Origin of the sequence: Thermotomaculum hydrothermale, assembly GCF_016592575.1 — a bacterium.
Taxonomy (GTDB): domain Bacteria; phylum Acidobacteriota; class Holophagae; order Thermotomaculales; family Thermotomaculaceae; genus Thermotomaculum; species Thermotomaculum hydrothermale.
On the sequence record NZ_AP017470.1, the window covers coordinates 1,677,601 to 1,699,554 of the forward strand.

A 21,954-nucleotide genomic window follows, 5' to 3' on the forward strand; every position below is an offset into this window, starting at 1 on the left:
TAAAATTTCAAAGTGAGTTTTATCACTCTTTCTAAGTTTAACTGGCAATTTTCCACTATATCTTTTATATTTAATAATGAAAAAAAATTTGGAGGGATGAATGTATAAGAAGCTATTTTTTTACTTATTAATCATTTTGTCTATCTCGGTTACAAATGGATATGGACAAACCTTTTCTCAAGCCACTTTAACTTTTAACAACAACACTATTACAATTCAGGATACGGGATATAAAAACACCCACCCGTGTATGGCCGATTTTGATGGAGACGGCGACCTGGATTTAATAGTGGGGACAAACAAAACATCATTAGTTTACTATAGAAATGACGATATAGACACTAATGTAGGAGGAACAGACTCCACCCTGGATGGGACAAGATTAACACTTGTCTCAAGAGCATTAATCCCTGAAATAAGAGATATAAACAACAATGTTCTTTATAACTTTGTACCTGCAGCTGGAGACCTTGATGGAGATGGGCTTATTGACCTGATTATAGGGGCATATGATGGAACGGTTTATTTTTTAAAAAACAATGGTGTTATAAACGGAGTTCCAGATTTTGCAGATCCTCAAATATTAATCCCTGATGATAATAAAACGGCAGCCGCCCCTGCCCTTGCAGATATTGATGGAGATGGTGATTTAGACCTTTTTGTTGGGTATTCTAATGGAGTTGTTGACTATTACGAAAATACAGGAGACAGTAACAATTACAACTATACATTAAATACATCAGATATCCTAGGAACATACAACACCTATCAATATGTAATTCCCTTTCTCTATGATATAAATGGGGATGGGATATACGATATTTTACTTGGAAGAAAATATAACACACTTGTTTACTATACTGGAGATAACTCAAGTGGAAGCATAACATTTACACACCAAACAGATAAATGGAATAATCTTTCATTTGATTCTTTTACAAGCCCTGTGCTTGTTGATTTAAAGAATGATGGAAACATAGAGCTGGTAGTTGGACAGTACAATGGAGAAATATATCTTTACACAGATGCATTAACAACACCATCTTTATTAACCAAATCGTTTGGTTCTATTGATTTAGGGTATTTAGCTACTCCTCTGCTAATTGATATGGACAATGACGGAGATTTAGACTTGCTTGTTGCTCATAACAACCAGATTGCATACATTGAAAACACCAGTTCCGACTCAAGTTTGAACTTCAACCTTAACAATATTTCTTTGATAATTACAACTTATGCAATTAAAAGCCTTGATGTCTGGGATTACGATAATGATGGAGACCTTGATATCTTTTTTGGTACTGCTTCTGGAGGAATAGGTCTGCTTAAAAATAACGGGATTTCTGGAGGTATTTTTTCTTTTACAGAAGAAGTTATTGGAAATGGATATAGCCCATCAACGGAGAGTTTTGATGGGATGTACACCCCCAACCCTGATGCTGCTGTTTGTATTGCAGACCTTGACGGTGATGGAGATATGGATTTCCTTATTGCAAACCAATACGGCACATCAACCTTCTATAGAAACGACGATATAAATACAAATGCCGGTGGCAATGACCAAACCTTAGATGGATGGCAGGCCGGGAATTTTGTAAGGGTTAAAGACGGATATGGAACAGGTGATTCTTACTTCCCATTTGCTTTATCTTCATACTGTTCAATAAAAGCAAGGGATTTAGACGGAGATGGAGATTATGACTTTCTTATAACTGGCACAGATGGAAAAGTTTATAAAATAACCAATACTGGAACAACCACAAACCCTAATTATGAAAAAGATTCAAATCCTTTATCAAGCGTACCTCAATTTGACGATCAATCAACCTATTTAATAAACACAAAACTTGATATCAGAGACTTTAACGGTGACGGCTGGTATGACCTTGTATTGGGCGGAGCAGATGGTGGGCTAAAATTCTATGTAAATACTGCATCTCAGGACACAACACCCCCAACAGAGCCTGGGAATTTTGCAGGACAGGCTCTAAGTGAAAGCAAAATAAGATTAACATGGGATATTTCAACCGATTTAAACGGCACAGGAGTAAAAGAATATGTGTTGAAAAGATACAACGCGGGAAATCTTGAAAAAACAGTAATTATCCAAGACCCTGTAGCATCGATGTATGTAGACACAGGATTAACAGAGGAAACAACATACGATTACGAAATCTATGCTGTTGATTACGCAGGGAACCAGAGCACAACAGCAACAGTAACTGAGGCAACTGGCCCTGCACCATACTTAGACCACTATGCTATTTCAATACCAAGTGGCACTGTTGGAAGTAATTTTTCTGTTTCATTTCAGGCTATATCAAACTATGGCTTTATTATGGACTCCTACAATGAAACAGCGAATATAACTGTAAGCGAAGGCTCAATTTCTCCTACGCAGGTTACCTTTGCAGACGGAGAGGCACAGGTTACATTTTCATATACTAACGACTCTGCAACTGACAACATCCAGTTAATTTTAACTATTTCAAATTCAGATAACTCTGTTTCAAACAACTCAGACCCCATATCAGTTGACTTAATACCACCTTCAACCCCTGTGTTTACAGAGGTTACACCTCAATCATCCACAAGTGTTTCTTTAAAATGGGGAGAAGTTACAGACACAGGAGGCGCATCCAACTATTACATTGATATTTACAGAAATGGGACAAAAATAATTACAGTAAGTGGAACTTCAACATCATACACAGACAACAGTTGCTCACCAAATACTGAATACACTTATTACTTAAAATCGAGGGATTCTGTGGGAAATGTATCTCCAGCTTCAAGTTCTATAACAGTCACCACTCCAGAATCTGAACAGGATACAGTTCCTCCTTCAATTCCAACTGGATTAACTGTTGTTAGCACAGGAGAAAATTTTATAGCAATAAAATGGGATCCATCAACAGATACAGGGGGGTCAGGATTAGGAGGCTATAAAATTTACAGAGGCCCGTCAGAAATTGCGACCGTAGGGCCCAACACAACCACATACACTGATGAGGGGCTTCAACCTGACACCGAATATACCTACCATGTCCGCGCTTTTGACAACGCTGGTAACTATTCAGATTTCAGTGATGGATTGACTGTAAGAACAAGACCTCATGAGGAGGATACTACTCCGCCAACTACCCCTCAAAACCTCCAGGCACAAACTGTAGATGATAATTCAATAAGATTAACATGGGAAGCGTCCTCTGACAGTGGTGGCTCTGGTTTAGCAGGATACAGAATTTATAGAGAAGATGTTGACAACTATGGCACAGCAATAGCTGTTGTTGATGCATCTACAACTGAATATACAAATACTGGATTACAGGCAGGGACAACTTATAGATACAAAGTAAAAGCAGTGGACAACGCAGGAAATATGTCTGATTTTTCAAATGTAGCAGAGGCAACCACAACAGATAGCAGCGCAGATACTGAAAGTCCTTCTGTTCCAACAAATATCCAACTAACTGCCCTATCTCCTTCAGATGCAAGGATTAGCTGGGATGCTTCAACTGACAATGTGGCGGTTGCAGGGTACGAAATATTTCAGGTAACCCCAAGTAATAACCCATTCCAGAATTATGATTACACTTTAATAGGACAGACTTCTGAAACCACCTATGTAATAAGCGGATTAAACCCGGGAGAAACTTATAACTTTTGCGTAAGGGCAATTGATACCTCTGGTAACAAATCAAGATACTCTGAAATAAAAGAAATAACAATGCCCAATGCTTCAGATGACCATAATCCGCCTACACCACCTCAGAATTTAAGGTTTGTATCTGTTTCAAGCTCAAGTGTTATTATTGAATTTGACCCTGCTACCGACAATGAAAGTGGAGTAAAGCTATATCACATATTCAGAAATGATAGCGAGATTGCTCAAACAGACACTTTAAGTTTTGAAGACTCCGATGTTCAGGTTAACGAGACATACGAATATTATGTTACTGCGGAAGATTGGAATGGAAATGTTTCTGAGCCATCAAACACAATCTCAACAATAATTCCAATGGAGGATAACGACCCACCTTCAACCCCATCAAACCTTACTTACACTGCAACACCTGATTATGTAACTTTAACCTGGGGAATGAGTTATGATGAAATTTCAGGGGTTGACCACTATGAAGTTCAAAAGGTAAATTCACCTTTTAAAGCAAAAGCAGAACCTTACGCTGTAACCACAGAAACAACATTTACAGATGAAAATGTTGTTGCAGGCTCTAAATACATCTACTATGTTTTTGCAGTTGACAGGGCAGGAAATAAATCAGTTCCCGCTTCTATTTCAGTTGTTGTTCCTGATAGCGGGGAAGAAGATCACACTCTTTACTTCCCGCATATTGATGTCAGTGATTTCTGGTGGACAGGTTTTGCTGTTGTAAATACAGAAGATAGTGATGCAAATGTAACATTCAGATTTTACGACAACAATGGAAATGAAGTGGCATCTCTGGATAAAACAATTCCTGCAAAGGGTAAAATAGTTTCCACCATAAGAAACCTGTTTAATGACAATGTGCCTGAAGGTGCTTCATGGTACAAGATAGAAACAGATAAAAAATTAGACGGCTTTGAGCTTTTCGGAACAACAGACTGGCATGAGCTTGTTGGAGTAAAAATATTCAGTAAACCTGCAAACAAAATAATATACCCTGAAATTAAAGTTGATGACACATACTGGACAGGAATTGCTTTGATTAACATTTCAAGCGAGCAGGCTAATGTAATATTTAAAGCGTATGATTCATCAGGGAATGAATTAACATCTTCAAATACAATAAATATTCCATCATACGGCAAAGATGTAGCGTTGGTTGAAGACCTCTTTGATAGCTTCCCTGCTGAAACAGCCTATGTGGTTGCTGAAAGCAACCAGAATTTAATAGGGTTTGAGCTTTTTGGATACAAATCACATGTTGGGCTTGCTGGACTTTCTGCAATTCCTTTTGAACAGCAAGACTCTGACAACCAAACAAAAACACTTAAAACAAAAGGAGATAACTCCAAAGTTCTCTCTGCAATAGTTGTAAGTTCAACAGAAGTTCAATTAACCTGGGATGCTCTTGAACCAGCTCCAGATTCTTATAGAATTTACGAAGTTAACGAAATATCCACTCCATTTGGGACATCACTGGATAAAATTAAGTTATGGGGAGAAACAACTGATACTCAGTATCTTGTAACAGGACTTACCCCTGACACAGATTACAAGTTTGCAGTTTACCCAGTTTATGGAGAAAATGAAGGTGACCCAACCAATGTTGTAAGTGTTCATACATTGGCAGGGGAAGCAAACTCTCTCTACACCTATGTTTGTCCGAGAATTGAAGAAAACTTCGGTGGGACAACAGCAATTGCAATGGTTAATTTAGGATCTAATAATGCAGAGATAAAAATTCAACTTTTAGGGGAAGGTGCCTCCGTTCTTGAAGAACAAACCATTTCACTTAATGCTTTAAACAAAACTGAAACACAGTTAACATCTCTGTTTTCGGATATTCCGGATACAGCAAAAGCGGTTAGAATTATTTCTAATCAGAAACTCATAGCTTGGGAAAACTTTGAAAACAACTGTGACAATGGTAATAATGACGGATACTATGACACACTTTACGCTTTTGACAGAGCATTAAATGTAGTCAATTTCACCCATATTGCTCCAGAAACCTATATGTGGGACTCTTATGTTTGCGTATGGAATTTATCAGAGAATGGCAACAATACCAACTTTACAGCATACGGGACTGACGGTACGGTACTTGGAGTTTACCCTCACAGCATACTTCCTGGAGATGTTATCTCTGATGAAATTCATGGTTTTATTCCTGATGATAGCTTACTCCAGAATATAGGCTGGGTTCAGGTAACAGGCCAAGGACCTATGAATGGGTACTTTGCCTTCAGCAATAAAGAGCATACCTTAATGGGAGCAATTGAAGGGCAATAGTTTTAGCCTTACATAAAATTTAAGGGGGATTTAATCCCCCTTTTTTTGTTTATTATCTATTATTTTCTCAATAACCTTCTGGGCTATTAATAAGCCAAAGGTAGCAGTAACAGTCATAATAGAGCCCACTACCTCTCCCTTTACCTCTGACTTTTCAAGTGAATAAACCACAGTAAAATCCCTATCTCCATACCCCCATTGCCTTAACTTCTTTCTCATCCTGTATGCAAGGGGGTCATTTTTTGTCTCCCATATAGAGCCAGACTTAACCATTTCTGGATTTATTTTAAAACCTGAACCTGTTGACGCAATAACGGGAATATCTTTTTCAAGGCATTTTATTATAAGGTTCAGTTTTGGGATAAGGGAATCTATACAGTCTGCTACAACTTTATAACTTTCAAGCGGCACATTGTCAAAGGTATCTTTATTGATAAAATACGGGTATTTATCCACTTTTATTTCTGGATTAATATCCTTTGCCCTCTTTTCAAAAACTTCTGTTTTGTTAATACCAATTGTTGAATGAAATGCAAGTATCTGCCTGTTTAGATTACTCTCTTCAACACAATCCCCATCAATAACTCCTATATGCCCAACTCCGCTTCTAACAAGTGCTTCGGCACAAATACCCCCCACTCCGCCTAAACCTGCAACAAGTACTTTTGATTTTTTTAGTTTTTCAATGCCCTCTTTTCCGTAAAGAATCTCTAACCTTGAAAGGAACAATTAAAAGCCTCTTCAGTGTTTTTAAAGGTTAATTCAAAAAACTCTCTTTTTGTTTTATTTAAAATCTTTGCTATTTTTTCACCAATATATGGCAAATTTGACGGCACATTAGGGTATCTAAAACCCTCTGGTGGCAAATCAGGGGAATCAGTCTCAACAAGTATTCTGTCTTCTGGAATCCCTTTTAAAACCTCAATAGCCTTCTTTGCATTGCTTCTAATTGCAGGTGCACCAAAAGAGAAGTAAACCCTTTCAAATCTTTTTAGCAACGCCTTTGCAAAATCAAGCTTTCCTGAAAACATGTGCATAATATAGGTTAATTCTTTAAAGTTATCTGTTATTTCAAGGAATTCTTTAAAACCTTTTCGCAAATGAATTATTACAGGCTTTTTGGTTTCCCTTGCAATCTCAAGCTGCTTTTCAAAGAAATGCGCCTGTAAATCTTTATCAATGTTTTTTTCAAAAAAATCAAGCCCAATTTCTCCAATTGCAATACAGTTTGGGTTTTCAGATGCAACATCTAAAATAGTTTTTAGCGCTGTTTTTGGTGCTTCGTTAATGTATAGAGGGTGCACCCCGACAGCATAGAAAACACTTTGGTATTTTTCAGCCAATTGATTTGCTATGTATGAGTATCCCTTAATGCCGGGAATAACAAACCCCTTTACTCCTAAATCAATTGCCTTTTCTATCTCTCTTTCTTTTAAAAAATCAAGGTGGCAATGGGAATCTATTAGCACTTAAATCTCCTTAAAAGAAAACCCATTTTTAACAAGCAATTCTTCAAAAACAGGCTTTGCCTCCTGAGATTCAAGGGTTATCTCAACAATTTCCTTATCCTTATCCACCCGGAAAGAGCTAACGATAGATGCATCGCTTACAAGTGAAATCAACTCCCCTCTGCATCTTGGGCAACTCAGGTTTTCAACATTGTATGCCAAGGTAATACTTTTCTGTTTTTCTACAGCAAAAACCTTTCCTGTAGTTTTAAGGTAAGAAGTCTTACCAATAATTGAAGAAATAAAATCTCTATCTTTTATTCTTTCCTTTACAGTATCAACATTATAGCCTTTCAATTTTAGCAACTCTTCAACACTTTTACCTTGCGAAACAGAGTCAAACTCAAATTGATTTTCTCCATTTACACTTACCCATACCTCTCCTGTTTCTCCAAAAAGGTTATGTATATTCCCTAATGTTTTCTGGTAAGCACCTGTAAGAAAAACCCCTAAAAGATACTCCCCGTCGTTTAACTTGTGAAGTTTTATTGTGTCGCTGTACTTTGCAAAATCAACAAACCTGTCTATCTTGCCGTCTGAATCACAGGTTATATCAACCAAAGTTGCATTTACAACAGGTATTTCATTAAGTCTCTCTATTGGACAAACAGGGAACAATTGCTTTATTGCCCAGAAATCCGGAATTGAATTAAATATTGAAAAATTGCTTACATACTTGACTGCAAGAAGGGAATCAAGATTTTCCAACTCCTCTGGCAAATCCTGCATTTTTCTTGAAATAATGGAAGCCTTTTTGACAATATTCCAGAATAAGACCTCGCCAACAGCCTTTTCTTCAAGAGTTAACAGCCCTTCATTAAACAAAGTGTGAAGCCTGTTTTTAAAATGTACTGCATCGTGAAAGTACTCTCTTAAATTTTGTGAGTTAATAACATCGAATGTTTCTTTAAGGTTTAAAAGAATCTCATTTTTTGAATAATCGTACCTTTCAGGCAAGTCCCTCTGTTTAAAGAGGGAGGTGTATTCAAACACATTAAAAACAGTAAAAGAGTGGTATGCCACCATTGCCCTGCCGCTTTCAGTTAAAACAAAGGGGACTTCAACATTTTTGGCATCGCAAACCTCTTTTAAGTGGAAGATTATATTGTTTGCATACTCGGTTATTGTATAGTTTGCGCTGGAAGGGGTTGCAGATTTGCTTCCATCATAGTCAACAGCAAGCCCACCGCCAAAATCAATATACTTTATATCAACCCCCAATTTTTTCAATTCACAGTATAAAACTCCCGCCTCATACACCATCTCCTTGATTTTAACCGTGTGAGTTATCTGAGAGCCTATATGTGCATGGAGAAGTTTTACCCTATCAAGAAGGTTTTTATTTTTCAAAAAGTCAATCGCCTTTAAAATCTCCATTGCAGTGAGGCCAAACTTAGCGTAATCCCCCCCCGACATCTCCCATTTCCCAGTACCCCTTGTGTGTAGGCGGCACCTTATTCCTATGAAAGGCAACCTTTCCGCTTCTCTAAAAACCTGTTCTATTAAAAAAAGCTCTGAAAACTTGTCTATTACCACAAATATTTCATCAAAGAAATTTGCAGCCTCTTTAATTAGCTTTATATACTCAATATCTTTAAACCCGTTGCATATAACAGTGGTATTTTTATCTGCTTTTTCAATAATTGCACACAACTCGGCTTTTGAACCTGCCTCAATACCAATAGAAAACCCTTTTCCACCCTTTAAAACCTGTTCAACAACCAAAGCATCCTGGTTTACCTTTATAGGGTAAACAGGTTTATAACCCTTTGCACCTCCAAACTCTTTTATTGCCTTCTCAAAAGAGTGCACAATCTTTGATATTGAGTAATCTATAATCTGCCCAAAGTTAAAGGTTATAGGCAAATTTAATCCATACTCTTTCCTCGCCTTCTTAACAAGCAGGGGTATTTCAACATAAACATCTTGCTTTTTTGTGGGGTTAACGCACAGATTCCCTTTCTCGTTTACAGAAAAGTATCTTACCCCCCAGTCTTTTATCCTGTAATAATCCTCTGGCGTTTCAAGATAGTACATTAAACTTCCTCAACAATTTCAGGCAAAGGTTTTCTTGACCTTTCTCTCCTTGCCTCCTTTTTTGGATAACCTAAAGGAGTCATTAAAAAAGGCTCTTCGTTTTCAGGAAGGTTGAGGGCTTCTTTAAGCTTTTCCCTGTCAAATGCAGCAATATAGCAGGTACCCAGCCCCATTTCAGTTGCAGCAAGGACAAAGTAATCTGTTATTATTGTAACATCGCACATTAAGTAATCTTCTCCGTCCCGTCTAACCCAGTTTGACCCTTTTTTACCAACAAAGACAGCAATTATTGGAGCTTCCTTTAACCAATCCCTTGCATAGGCCTGACAAACCCTTTCTTTCATCTCCTTTGACTTTACAATGTAAATTTTCCATGGCTGTAAATTCTTTGCAGAAGGGGCAAGGCGCGCACATTCAAGGATATAATCAATCTTCTCCTGCTCAACATTTCTATCTAAATAGCCTCTATAACTGTATCTCGAATTTATAATATCAATTAATTTCATAACACCTCCTTTATTGCTTTTCGTTGCAATGAGGACAAACCCTTGAATTTACCGAAATAATTTTCCCACAATTCCAGCATCTTTTATACTTTTTCAATTCCCCTGTTGAAGGTGTATTTTTAGGTTTAATACTTTCGTCGATTTCCCCTTCCGAAACCTTCAATATTGCCTTCTTTAATTCAATTGGAGTTTTAAACCTCTCATTTAATGATTTAGCAAGAGCCTTCATTATCACCATAGCCTTGTACTTTGTTAATCCCTCAACCTTTAAATCTGGAGAGGTAAATAGCCTGTTTTTTGCCTCTTCTTCAATCTTTAAAGGGTTAAAATTTGAAAAGGGAAGTTTTCCAACAAGCAATTCATAAAACATCATGCCAATTGAATAAACATCAGATTGAAATGTCGCCTTTCCCTCAAAATGCTCAGGTGCCATATACGGTGGACACCCCACCCTTGTCATTGCAACAGAGTCAATGTTTAAGTGTCTTGAAGTACCGAAGTCAGTCATCTTTACCCTTTTATCCCTTGTTAAAAGAATATTTGCAGGCCTGATGTCTCTGTGGATTATCCCCATACTATGAGCGTACTGGACAGCATCGCAAACCTGAAAAATAATTGTTACAGCCTCATCCCAGCTAAGCCTTCCTTTAGCTTTCAAATATTTGTCAAGGGCTCCCCCCTCAATGTACTCACTTACCATAAAGAAAATTCCATCCCTTCTTTCAGCAGAGTACAGTTGAACAATGTTGGGATGCTGCAATTTAGCCTGAATTCTCGCTTCTTTTAAAAGCTTTTCAAGCTTATCTGATTGATTGTGAGGAACTTTAATAGCAACCTTTCTCTTTACCCAGGTATCAATTCCTAAATAAACAGAGCCAAAGCCACCACTTCCAAGCCTCTTTACTATTTTGTACTTACCAATTGAACCTTTCTCCAACAGCATACAGGAATTTTAACACAAAAAAATTTGAGATTTCAGTTAATCAACAATCTCCTCTATTCTTTTGCCTTTTCTTGAAGAGATAATTACGGCAATAAAAATCAAAGCCATACCTGTAAGTTGAATAAGTGAGACCCTTTCCCTAAATAGAAAATAGGCAAAGATAGATGCCCCAATAGGCTCACCTAAAATTACAATAGCCACAAAATCAGGTTTCAAGAATTTTAGCGAATAATTGAAGCTTGTATGCCCCAACAACTGAGAAACAACTGCAAGAAGAAAAACAAAGATATAGGATTTTAAGGAAAATCCTAAGAATAAACTATGCCCTTTAAAAAAGGTAACAGATGCTATTAAACCTATAATTAAAAGAATAACAGAGGTTATCGTATAAATCACCAGAATATACTCAAATGTCTCCACCCTTTCCCTTACAATGCTTCCAATTAAAATATACCCACTTGCAAAAACAGCACCTAAAATAGCAAGCAAATCCCCTAAAATGTGGTTTGGGGTTTCAATTGATGCCCCAACATAACCCCTTGAAATTAAAAAACTTCCTAAAACCGAAAGCACAATCCCAATAACTATCTCCCTTTCAAGTTTGTTTTTTAAAACAAAAACAGAAAAAACACCTACAAAAATAGGGTTTGTTGTAACAAGGGCAACGCTGTTTGCCACAGAGGTATATTTTAAAGAGGTAATCCATGCTAAAAGGTGAAATGCAAGGAAAAATCCTCCCAAAATCATTAAAACCAAATCTTTTTTTTGAATTTTATCTAATTTCACTTTTCTAAAAAATGCAATTGAAATCAGGATAAGGGAAGAAATAACTAACCTGAAAACAGCAATTGAGAGAGAGGTCATATCAGAGCACATTCTTATAAAAATTGCGGATAATGAGATGGAAATTATCCCTACTATTAAAACAAAGATAATTCTAAAATTCATAATTCCCCCTAAATATATTACCCTAAAATTCCTTACTTGCGACAGATTAAACCCTTAATTATGTTATATTATTAGAAAAGGTTAGAAAAAATTATCAGGAGGAGGAATGATATTAGGGATAAGAAATGAAGATAAGAGTAAATGGGAAAAAAGGGTGCCTTTAATTCCTGCACACATCAAAAGGCTGGTTAATGAGGGATACAAAGTTTTAGTTGAGCCTTCATCTCACAGGTATATTGACAATCCAGAGTTTGAAAAAGCAGGGGCAATTGTTACAGAAAACATAAATGAAGCAGACATAATAATTGGGGTAAAAGAAATTCCCAAAGAAAAGATAGAGGACAACAAGATTTATATGTTTTTCTCACACACAATAAAGGGGCAGGAATACAACATGCCTATGCTGAAAACCCTGGTTGAAAAAAAATGCACATTGATTGATTATGAGTTAATAAAAGATGCAATAACAGGGGAAAGGCTTATCTTTTTCGGAAGGTTTGCAGGAATTGCCGGAATGATAGAAACACTCTATGCAGCAGGGCAAAAGTACAAAATGTTGGGGTATGAAACTCCCCTTGAAAAGGTTAAAAGGGCTTATGAATACAAATCAGTTGCTCACGCTAAAAAAGAGATTGCAGAGATTGGGGATGAAATAAGAAAAAAAGGATTGCCTAAAGAACTTCTTCCTCTAACAATAGGCATTACAGGTTACGGCCATGTGTCAAGGGGGGCATGGGAGATTCTTGATCTGCTTCATGTTGAAGAAATTACCCCAGGACAGCTTTTAAACGGTTACTTTGACAAAAAAAGGCCTATTATTTACAAAATAGTTTTCAGAATTTACCACTTTGTAAAGCCTTTGAAGGAAGAGTTTACCTTTAAGCATTACTATGAACACCCTGAACTTTACGCCCCTGACTTTAACAAATATATACCTAAACTCTCAATCCTCGTAAACGGGATATACTGGGACCCAAGATATCCCAAACTGATAACCTTAAAGGATTTCAAAGAGTTGTGGCTTAAAGGGGAAAACAAACTAAAAGTTATTGGGGACGTAACCTGCGATGTAAACGGTTCAATAGAGTTAACTGTAAGGGATGGAGACCCTGACAAAGGTTTTTTAACCTATATCCCGGAAGAAGACAGGTTTGTTGACGGAATTTTAGACAAAGGTGCAACAGATATGGTTGTAACAATCCTTCCAAGCGAATTGCCTAAAGATTCATCTGAGTACTTCTCATCTGTGCTAATAAACCTTATAAAACCGGTACTTAAGGCAGATTACAATGTAGATTTTGAAAAATTAAATCTTCCCCCTGAAATAAAAAACGCAATTATCTGCCACAAAGGGGAATTAACCCCCAAATATAAATACCTTGAGGAATATCTTTAAATACTTTCCGCTTCTTTTTTGATTTTTTTATACATATTAAAGAGGTAGCCAAAGGTAAATGAAAGAAGAAAAATTATATAAGGGAAGAGAAAAAAATTAAATGCATAAGGCAATTTACTATTTAATGCACCTAAATAGATAAAATACAAAATAATAAAAAGCATAAGGTTTACTAAAAACATTAAAATTGCAAGGAATTCAAAGTATTGCGCAATCCAGACCGACTGTCTATCTTCATTAAGTTTTTGCGCATAGATGTAAAAAGCTGGAATATTAATCAGGTAAGGAAATTTCTCAAACAAATAGTACCTTTTGTAAACAAAAAGGGAGAACAAAAACGATATAACAAAAAACAAAATAGATATACCAAGTAATTCGGTTTTATTCCCAAACCTGTCCGGCTGCCCATTTAAGCCGAAGTGAACAGCCACTTTTTCAGGCAGGTGAAAATAAGCGTAAACCCCAAAAATTAAAATCAAGAAAGAAAAAACCAAAGATGCATAGAGAAAAAAGTTGCCCCTCTTTGAAAGAGGAATTTCTTTAATTGGCAAATTAGCCATAATTGCCTCCCTGAAGTCTTTACTATCTTTTACGAAGATAAATCATAAAAGTTTCTTTAATTTGTAAAGAATCTCAAGCGCTTCAAGGGGGGTAAGTGTGTCTGGATTTATGGATTTTAACTCTTCCAAAACAGGGTGTTCTTCCCACATAAAAAGAGGCCTCTCCTTCATTTCAAAAGCCTCTTTTCTTGCTATCTTTGGTTTTCCATCAAGAGAAAACTCATTTTTTTCAATATTTTCAAGTACCTCAAATGCTCTCTTTATAACCTCTTTTGGAAGCCCTGCAAGTTTTGCCACCTGGATACCGTAACTTTTGTCAGCAGCCCCTGGCACAACCTTCCTTAAAAAGAGAAGCTCATTATTCCATTCTTTTACAACAACATTGAAGTTCACAACATTTGAAAATAGTTTATCAATGTCTGTTAATTCGTGATAATGGGTTGCAAAAAATGTTCTCGGTGCCTTTTGCCCCTTTTTTGCAAGGAATTCTGTTATTGCCCACGCCAAAGATAATCCGTCAAATGTTGCAGTACCCCTTCCTATCTCATCAAGGATAATCAGGCTATTTTCTGTTGCATTGTTAAGAATATTGGCAGTTTCAATCATTTCAACCATAAAGGTTGACTGCCCACCTGTAAGGTTATCTCCTGCCCCAACTCTTGAAAAAAGCCTGTCTGCAATACCTATTACAGCCTTTCTTGCAGGGACAAAACTTCCCATCTGGGCAAGGAGAACAATCAATGCATTCTGCCTTAAATAGGTTGATTTTCCCCCCATATTGGGGCCTGTAATAATTGCAATCCTCTTTTCCTCTGTTAAATTTGTATCGTTTGGAACAAAATTCTCATTCTCAAAAACCTCAACAACAGGGTGTCTCCCCTGCTCAATGTAAAGCACACTTTTTTCAGTAATCTCAGGTTTTCTGTAATCCCTTTCAACAGCTAATTTAGCAAACGAGAGTAAAACATCAAGAATAGCTATGCTTTCCGCAGTTTCAAATATCTCTCTCCTGTACTCTTTAAGTCTGTCAAGCAATTGCTGATAAATTTCAAGCTCAAGTTCAACAATTCTCTCCTCTGCAGTTAAAACCTTTTCTTCAAATTCCTTTAATTCTTTAGTTATAAACCTTTCTGCATTAACAAGTGTTTGCTTTCTCTCGTAACCTTCTGGAACACCGTTTTTAAGGTTTGCCTTTGAAATCTCAATATAATACCCAAAAACCTTGTTGTACTTCACCTTCAGGTTTTGAATGCCAGTTTTTTCTCTTTCCTGTTGTTCCAGTCTTCTCAAAGATGATTTAACATCTGAAACAATCTCCCTTAAAGAGTCAAGCTCAGGGTTAACACCATTTTTAATTACATTCATTCCCTTTACAGAGGGTGGTTCTTCAGCAATTGTTTTATCAATCAAAAGGTAAATATCTTCAAGGTTTGAAATCTCCCCTGAAACCGATTTAAAGGGTGAATTTTCAAGTAATTTAATCAAATGAGGTGTTACAGCAAAAGATTGCTTTAAAATATTTAATTCCTGAGGCTTTACACTGTTTAAAACAACCTTTGAAAAAATCCTCTCAATATCCCCAACATAGGATAAAAGAGAGTCAATATCATCAATTTTACCGCTTTCAATAAGCCACTCAACAAAGTTTAACCTTGCCTCAATCCCCTCAACAGATTTCAAAGGAAACATAATAAAATCAGATAACTTCCTCTTTCCCTGAGGTGTTTTGGTTCTGTCTATTGCCCAGAAAAAACTCCCTCTCCTTCTTCTTTCAAATACAGTTTCAAAGAGTTCAAGGTTTTTGCCGGTTGTTGAATCAACAATAAGGTAATCGCTTACCTCTTTTAAATTTATTGATTTTACAGGTATATTTTCAGTTCTGTAATTTTCTTCCAAATAATTTAAGTACCCGTCAATTGCTTTTAAACACTCTCTCTTGCCCTTTAATCCAAACCCTGCAACGGTTGAAACATTAAACAACTCCTTTATCTTCTCCTCACCCTCTCTTTCGTTGAAAAATGATTCATCGTATTCGTTTAAAGAGGGGCTATACCCTAACTTTTTTGAAAGATAGCCTGTTTCAACAATGCCAAAAGGAGATACAATCTCTTTTGGTTGAAACAAAGATAATTGCTCAAACAATTTATCAGCAGAATTTTTACCTGAAAACCTGAAAATGCTTAACTCTCCAGTTGTGGGGTCTCCAACAACCATTGCTGATTTTTTCTCTGTTGCGTAAATTGAAACAAGGTAATTCTTTTTGTAATCAGAATCAACCCCTAAGTGGCTTGTTGCAGGGGTTAATACCGCAACAACATCCCTTTTTACAACACCCTTTGCCTTTTTAGGGTCTTCAACCTGCTCAACAATTACAACCTTCTCCCCTGCCTTTAAAAGCTTTGAAGCATAAGACTCATAGGCATGGTAAGGCACCCCGCACATAGGGGCTTCATTTGTTCCCCCCTTGCTGTTTCTCTTTGTTAAGGCAATTCCTAAAATTGAAGAGGCTTTTATTGCATCGTCAAAAAACATCTCGTAAAAGTCACCCATTCTGAAAAAAACAATATGGTCAGGATATTTTTCCTTAACCTCTATAAATTGCCTCATTGCAGGTGTGAGTTTTGTTTTATCCATCAATTAACCCCTATAACCTCAATTCCTTCCCTTTCGAAAAGTGCCGCCGTAACCCCCATTCCATTTGTCCTTTTATTGTTAACATAAACAGTATTTACCCCGCAGGAAGGGGAGCGTTCTTTAAGATAAGCCTTTTTTACCCCGTATTTTCTGGCAATTTCAAGAGCCTTTTTTGAGCCTTTCAAAAATTCTTCCGTCCTGTCTTCCCCGTCTATTGATACAACCTTTGTTTCTCCGTCTAAAACCCCTTCTCCCGTTTTTTCATTATCAAAAAAACTTGGAGTCCTGGGAATCCTTAGCCCTGCAAGGGTTTCAGGGCAAATCAGAATAACATTCTCCAGATTAACAGGCAAATCCCTTTTTTCAAGAATCTTCCCATTATACCTGCACCTTACCCCACAGAGGCATGCAGACACAATTACCTTTTCTCCCCCCTTGTCGCACATACAAACCTCAAATTTAAAAATTTATTTAATTTCAAATGAATCAACAACATAGCCGTGAATTGAAACAGCCTCAACCCTGACCTTTTCCCCCACTTTAACAAGAATAAAGTGATTTTCTTTTGAAAAAGCTTTCAAATTTTTCTTCCAGGGAAAATTATCTGCCAATTCATAGAAAGGTGCACCAGCACCCCCTGAAATAATTTGAGTAATCTCCCTATTTACAGGTGCAATGTCTTTGTTAATCAAAACCCTTGTGTAATTGTGCTCATCTCCGAAAAACACAATCTTAACTCCATATTTATCAAGAACCTTTAAAAACTCATTTCTTCTTTTAATAACATAGTGCCTGTCAATTCCACCGTTTTTAGCAGGGTCTCCCCCCCAATAGTACATTCCATCTTTTAAATGGGCACTGCATGGGAAGGCCGGCTCGTGGGCAAAAACAAATATCTCTCTCTTTCCTTTGCCCTCTTTATCAAGGACTTTTTCAAGCCACTTTAATTGATTATCCATAATATAACCTTCAAGGTTTCCACCAAACTTTTCTGGGTTGTATCCCCACCAGTAATTTGTGTTTAACACAACAAACAGGCAATTTCCGTACTCAAAGTAATAAAGGTTTTCTTTGTATGAAGGAAGCCCTTTTTTTTCAGAAAAATCTGCATTTTCAGGGTTTACAAAAACCCTTCCAAAGACATCTTCAGCTGAATGAGGTGGTTTTTTATCTTTACAGAATTTTTCACCGTTTTTTTCAAAGCAATCCATTAAAGCCTCGTGATTCCCCATTCCCTCATAGACAGGAATAATTGAGGAAATAGGCTCTGTTGCATAAGCAAAGCTTTTTAATTCCCTCTCAAACTCGTCTTCATAAAAGGTGTAACCAGAAACCATATCCCCAACAAAAACAATAAAATCTGCTCCTTTGTTAAAGGCTGTTAAAAATATCTTATTTACAATCTTTCCATTTGTATTCTCAAAGTTTGCATCAAAGTCAGTTTTTCTGTTTCTTGAATCAGACATAAATACAAATGAAAAATTATCTGTTTCATTTACCCTTGCATTAAACACACGGGGGTAACCTTCAATGTAATATTTGTAATTACCTTTTTTCAGCTTTCCTAATTTTATAAAATGCCTCTTTTTCTTTTCACTGGAAAAATATTTTTTTCCATTGAAAACAAGAGTTGCCTTATCAGGGTACAATAATTCAAATGAAACAGTGTAAGAGTTGTCTTCCCCCCTGTCAAAGTAAGGCCCGTAAATTACCGTTTGCAAAATCTTATGATTACGGGAAATTAAAACCCTTGAACGATACTGCTCTTCTTTACCTTTTTTATCTATTAAATTAATTTTGTAAAAAACAAGGGTTTTATCTTTGTTCAAGTACCACTTAAACTTTTTCCAGTTGATTAAAATTTCAAAATCTTTCCCATTCACAAATTCGTTCTTCGAAAACCTGTAAACAGGGTAAAAGGCATTTTCATCAGGAAGAAAACCTATTATTACAGAGGCAAATTTTACTTTCTTTGTCGATTTTATATTGAATTTTAACCCTTTATTTACTGATTCCACTTTCACAGACTTAACAATCAAATTTCTATGAGGAATTAAACTAACCTCTTCTTCTGAAAACAACAAAAGGGGAAATAATAAAACAAAAATAAAAACAATACTCTTTTTCATAAAAACTCCTTAACCCTTCCTTTTTTCGGGAAAAGCATTCCATATTTTCCAGGTAAAATAAAGTCCAATCAAGGTAAAAGGAATTAGAAATATAGGCCAGTAATTCCATTTTGATGGGTCGCTTCCAGCGTTTTCAAGGATTTTTCCCAAAGTTACAGATTGAAAACCCGTTCCTAAATACACAAAACCGTCAACAACCCCTGCAACTGTTGCCGCCGAATCCTTCCCGCCAAAATCCATTGATGCAGTACCTGAAAGCATTCCGTGTACCCCAATCACACACATTGACATAAAGAATGCAAGAAAACCAACTATGTCATACCACTGATACCTGACTGCAAAAGCCATTACAACAAAGCCTATAAACATTCCAAAGTAAAGGAAGAATGCCGAAGGCCCTCTCCTTGAACCAAAAAATTTATCAGAGATGTATCCTGCAAAAAAACCGCCTGTGATGCCTGCAACCATTAAAATCAAACCCCAGTTTTGAAAAAAGAAATCAGCATCTGCTATTGAAACAAGTTTTTTTACCCCGTTTACAACTTCAACTGTTTTCATATTGTGGGCATAGTGAACTCCCCAGTGCATTATACCGTTTCTCAAAACTCCTGAACAAAACTCAATTGCAATCATCATTAAAATAACCGGGTGGCTTAAAATTCTTTTATAGATTTCAAAAGAGGTTTCCTTTGCCACACCGTCTTCATATCTTGTGGCATCCCCTGTGTCAAAGTCTTCAAACCCAGCCTGAGAAGGCCTGTCTTTGATAACAAAAATATCAAGAATAGCAAAGAATAACAATACAATTGCAGGGGCAAAGAATGCCCACCATATATGGTAATATGTCTTCCCGTTTAATGAGGTTTTTGTAATGTCTAAAATAGCACCGTTTAAATCAAAAGCAAGGAAAATACCTAATGAGATTAGGGTGCCAAATATTCCGCCGAAAACCCCTCTCTCTTTTATGTGAAACCATGCTGCATTTACCTTAACTATTGAGACAGCACCGAAACTTTGAAAATACATATTCAATGCGTAAATAAAGAGAAAAGGCCAGAAAAGTTGATTTGCTGTCTCCCCGCTTTTCATTACAGTATAGGTTACAAAACCAAGGGCAATATTTGATAAAGCAGCCCCAACTGCTGCAATTATTATTGTCTTCTTCCCACCTAACTTGTCTGCAAGGGGGCCGTTTACAATAAATGAAACACCGTAAACCACAGCGCCAATGCCAAATATTGTGCCGAATGCCTCTTTGGACATTAAGCCAATCTCGTCAAACTTTGCAGAAGCAACTGTTAAATTATACCTGCCCATATAAAGGGAAGCGTAGGACAACCCTAAAATCAGCCAGTTAAAGTAAGACCTCACTCTAAACGCCCTGCTATGCCCAACAGGATTGTTTAAAGAGTAAAGATAGGTAATTATTGCAATAACAACAAAGGGCAAAATTGCAACAAATAAATCATGGGAGTAATTTACATAAACAAATGTCTCTAAAAGAATTAACAAAATAACAGGGATTGATTTTACAAAACTATTCATAAACTCTCCTTCTGAGTTTTTTAACTACACAAAAAGCCCCCCTGTTTGTAACAGAGAGGCTTTAAAAACACTTTTAAAAGAACCAAAAAAATTATGAATGAATCTTTTTATAGTTTTCCCACAACCTTTTCATAACCTCTTCAAGGTGAGGCTTAATCTTCGCAGGATCATCAGTCTTTTCAGGCATATTGTTAAAAACTGCATAGGGAATTTTAAAATCTTTCACATGTAAAAAATTAGGGTCGTCTTTTGTAAACTCTTCCCAATCGCTTTCCTTGTAAAGCATCTCAAGTTTTTTATCCTCAAGTGCGTGTTCAAGCCATGAATCTGGTCTATCAGGGTTGAACCTTCTCCTGTTTTTTCTCAAAGACTCTTCCCAGGTTACATAAATATACAATGTTGCAGCCTTTGAAAGTATTTTGTCCGAAAGGTATTGATAGGCTGTTTTAAAACCTCCATGCTCACTTCCCCTTGAAAACTCAACAAGAAGGGTGTATTTGTCATGGTAATTTGGGTTATCCCTTAACTTTTTCTCATATAAAAGGTTTAGTTTTTTAATCAAAAAATTCCAGAACCATTTCTCCTTAAAAACATATCCCTCATACCTTTTGCCTTCATATTCAAAGTATTTGTCTGTAAACACCCTTGGAAGCCCCATTTCTTCAAAGATATCGTCGTCTTCAAACCTTTCCCATAAAATTGGGAAATCGTCAATCTCTTCAAACTCCCCTATATGGTATTTTTCAATCCTCTCTTCTAAAGGCACCTTTTTAAGAAAGTCAATAATTTCAGATTTACCTGCAGCAGGCCTTCCATTTACTATAACAATGTCAAAGGTGTTTCTTTCAATCCCCATAATCCCTCCACTTATCAAAAATTTAATTTGCAATAACAATAATACCTTATTTTTAGAATTGAAAAAAGCAAAAGGGGGTAAAAAAGTTAACTCTAATCTAAAAATTTATCAATCGATTTAAGCGCTTTAAGCCCTGTTAAAGGAATGGAATAATGAGGTTTATTTATAAAATGCTCCCGTGGGTTAATCCTGACAACAATCGCATTACTGTATGAACCTATTCTTTCACTTAAATACCTGATTGAAGGAATTGCAGTACCAGCACCTATTTCAATTACAACCTTTTTAGAATTCTTATTCCTTTGAAGAAAATTTTCAAACCTTGTTTCCTGTTCATTGCTCCTTTTAGATATCCAGGAAAAATCACCAAACATTAAAATATTCGGTCTTGCCACATCTCCGCAATTTTTACAGTATGGAATATTCTTTGCCCTCATTGTTTCATAGTCAATTTCAATCGTCTCCTTATTCTCCCATATTTCATCGGTACAGGGCCTTACACATTGCAGATAATGGATTGAGCCGTGAATTTCATACACTTTTTCATCGGGAAAGTTCGCCTTTTGAAACTGCCCATCAACATTTGAAGTAACTACAAAGTAATCAAGGTTAAATTTTTTTATCCATTTTAGAAGCAGGCTGAAACCTTCGTGAGGTTTAGTTTTTCTGTACAATTCTAACCTGTGTCCATAAAAACCCCAGCCAAAGTGAGGATCTCTTCTAAAATGTACAGGATTTGCACAATCGTAAAAGTTAAGGTTAAGCCTCTCATACATGGGATAGGCCTTCCAGAACCCTTTTTCCCCTCTAAAATCCGGAAGCCCTGAATCTACCCCCATTCCAGCCCCCGCTGTAATAATGAGGATATCTGCATTTTTTATTTTTTCCGCTATTTCTTTGAAAACTTCCTCATTCTGCATAGAAAAAATT

15 protein-coding genes are annotated in these 21,954 nt (G+C 36.5%); 2 read left to right on the forward strand and 13 right to left on the reverse strand.

The genetic code is table 11. The features are described 5' to 3' along the window. Positions 1 to 100: 100 nt before the first annotated feature. Positions 101 to 5,962, forward strand: coding sequence for a fibronectin type III domain-containing protein (locus tag TTHT_RS07755; protein ID WP_201327403.1), 5,862 nt, complete (start codon positions 101 to 103; stop codon positions 5,960 to 5,962). A gap of 30 nt (positions 5,963 to 5,992) precedes the next feature. Here TTHT_RS07755 and TTHT_RS07760 read toward each other — a convergent pair whose 3' ends face one another. From TTHT_RS07760 to TTHT_RS07785, 6 genes are read right to left on the reverse strand one after another with little or no spacing between them, the layout of a single operon-like run. Further along, complete coding sequence (locus TTHT_RS07760) at positions 5,993 to 6,691, reverse strand: tRNA threonylcarbamoyladenosine dehydratase (RefSeq protein ID WP_201327404.1); 699 nt, start codon at positions 6,689 to 6,691, stop codon at positions 5,993 to 5,995. Continuing rightward, positions 6,673 to 7,431 carry a TatD family hydrolase gene (locus TTHT_RS07765; protein WP_201327405.1) on the reverse strand — a complete coding sequence of 253 codons (759 nt, stop codon included), beginning with the start codon at positions 7,429 to 7,431 and terminating at the stop codon, positions 6,673 to 6,675. The genes TTHT_RS07760 and TTHT_RS07765 overlap by 19 nt, the downstream gene beginning before the upstream one ends. After that, a complete protein-coding gene (gene speA / locus TTHT_RS07770; protein WP_201327406.1) occupies positions 7,432 to 9,507 on the reverse strand; it encodes a biosynthetic arginine decarboxylase in 2,076 nt (691 codons plus the stop codon). It lies immediately after the preceding gene. Then, the gene (locus tag TTHT_RS07775) at positions 9,507 to 10,013 is read right to left on the reverse strand and encodes a nitroreductase family protein (protein ID WP_201327407.1); all 507 of its coding nucleotides are present in this window, start codon (positions 10,011 to 10,013) and stop codon (positions 9,507 to 9,509) included. The genes speA and TTHT_RS07775 overlap by 1 nt, the downstream gene beginning before the upstream one ends. A gap of 10 nt (positions 10,014 to 10,023) precedes the next feature. Then, positions 10,024 to 10,956 carry a serine/threonine protein kinase gene (locus TTHT_RS07780; protein ID WP_201327408.1) on the reverse strand — a complete coding sequence of 311 codons (933 nt, stop codon included), beginning with the start codon at positions 10,954 to 10,956 and terminating at the stop codon, positions 10,024 to 10,026. A gap of 36 nt (positions 10,957 to 10,992) precedes the next feature. Then, positions 10,993 to 11,904 carry a DMT family transporter gene (locus TTHT_RS07785; protein WP_201327409.1) on the reverse strand — a complete coding sequence of 304 codons (912 nt, stop codon included), beginning with the start codon at positions 11,902 to 11,904 and terminating at the stop codon, positions 10,993 to 10,995. Positions 11,905 to 12,010: 106 nt separating this feature from the next. On the opposite strand from TTHT_RS07785, the gene TTHT_RS07790 reads away from it, so the two are divergent. Further along, positions 12,011 to 13,300: a Rossmann-fold NAD(P)-binding domain-containing protein gene (locus TTHT_RS07790; RefSeq protein ID WP_201327410.1), complete on the forward strand. Its 1,290-nt coding sequence runs from the start codon at positions 12,011 to 12,013 to the stop codon at positions 13,298 to 13,300. On the opposite strand, the gene TTHT_RS07795 is transcribed toward TTHT_RS07790, so the two are convergent. The 7 genes from TTHT_RS07795 to TTHT_RS07825 form a co-directional block, all read right to left on the reverse strand. Further along, entirely contained in the window at positions 13,297 to 13,860 is a 564-nt protein-coding gene (locus tag TTHT_RS07795) for a DUF1648 domain-containing protein (RefSeq protein WP_201327411.1), read from the reverse strand. The genes TTHT_RS07790 and TTHT_RS07795 overlap by 4 nt on opposite strands. Before the next feature lie 42 nt (positions 13,861 to 13,902). After that, positions 13,903 to 16,494 carry a DNA mismatch repair protein MutS gene (gene mutS, locus TTHT_RS07800; protein ID WP_201327412.1) on the reverse strand — a complete coding sequence of 864 codons (2,592 nt, stop codon included), beginning with the start codon at positions 16,492 to 16,494 and terminating at the stop codon, positions 13,903 to 13,905. After that, entirely contained in the window at positions 16,494 to 16,940 is a 447-nt protein-coding gene (locus TTHT_RS07805) for a DUF523 domain-containing protein (RefSeq protein WP_201327413.1), read from the reverse strand. The genes mutS and TTHT_RS07805 overlap by 1 nt, the downstream gene beginning before the upstream one ends. A 21-nt stretch (positions 16,941 to 16,961) precedes the next feature. Beyond that, a complete protein-coding gene (locus TTHT_RS07810; protein ID WP_201327414.1) occupies positions 16,962 to 18,623 on the reverse strand; it encodes a metallophosphoesterase family protein in 1,662 nt (553 codons plus the stop codon). 9 nt (positions 18,624 to 18,632) lie between these two features. Continuing rightward, positions 18,633 to 20,168 (reverse strand): MFS transporter, encoded by a 1,536-nt coding sequence (locus tag TTHT_RS07815; RefSeq protein WP_201327415.1) that lies wholly within the window; start codon positions 20,166 to 20,168, stop codon positions 18,633 to 18,635. A gap of 91 nt (positions 20,169 to 20,259) precedes the next feature. After that, positions 20,260 to 21,024, reverse strand: a complete 765-nt coding sequence (locus tag TTHT_RS07820; protein ID WP_201327416.1) for a hypothetical protein — start codon at positions 21,022 to 21,024, stop codon at positions 20,260 to 20,262. Between the two features lie 92 nt (positions 21,025 to 21,116). After that, positions 21,117 to 21,944, reverse strand: coding sequence for an SIR2 family NAD-dependent protein deacylase (locus tag TTHT_RS07825; RefSeq protein ID WP_201327417.1), 828 nt, complete (start codon positions 21,942 to 21,944; stop codon positions 21,117 to 21,119). Positions 21,945 to 21,954: the final 10 nt, after the last annotated feature.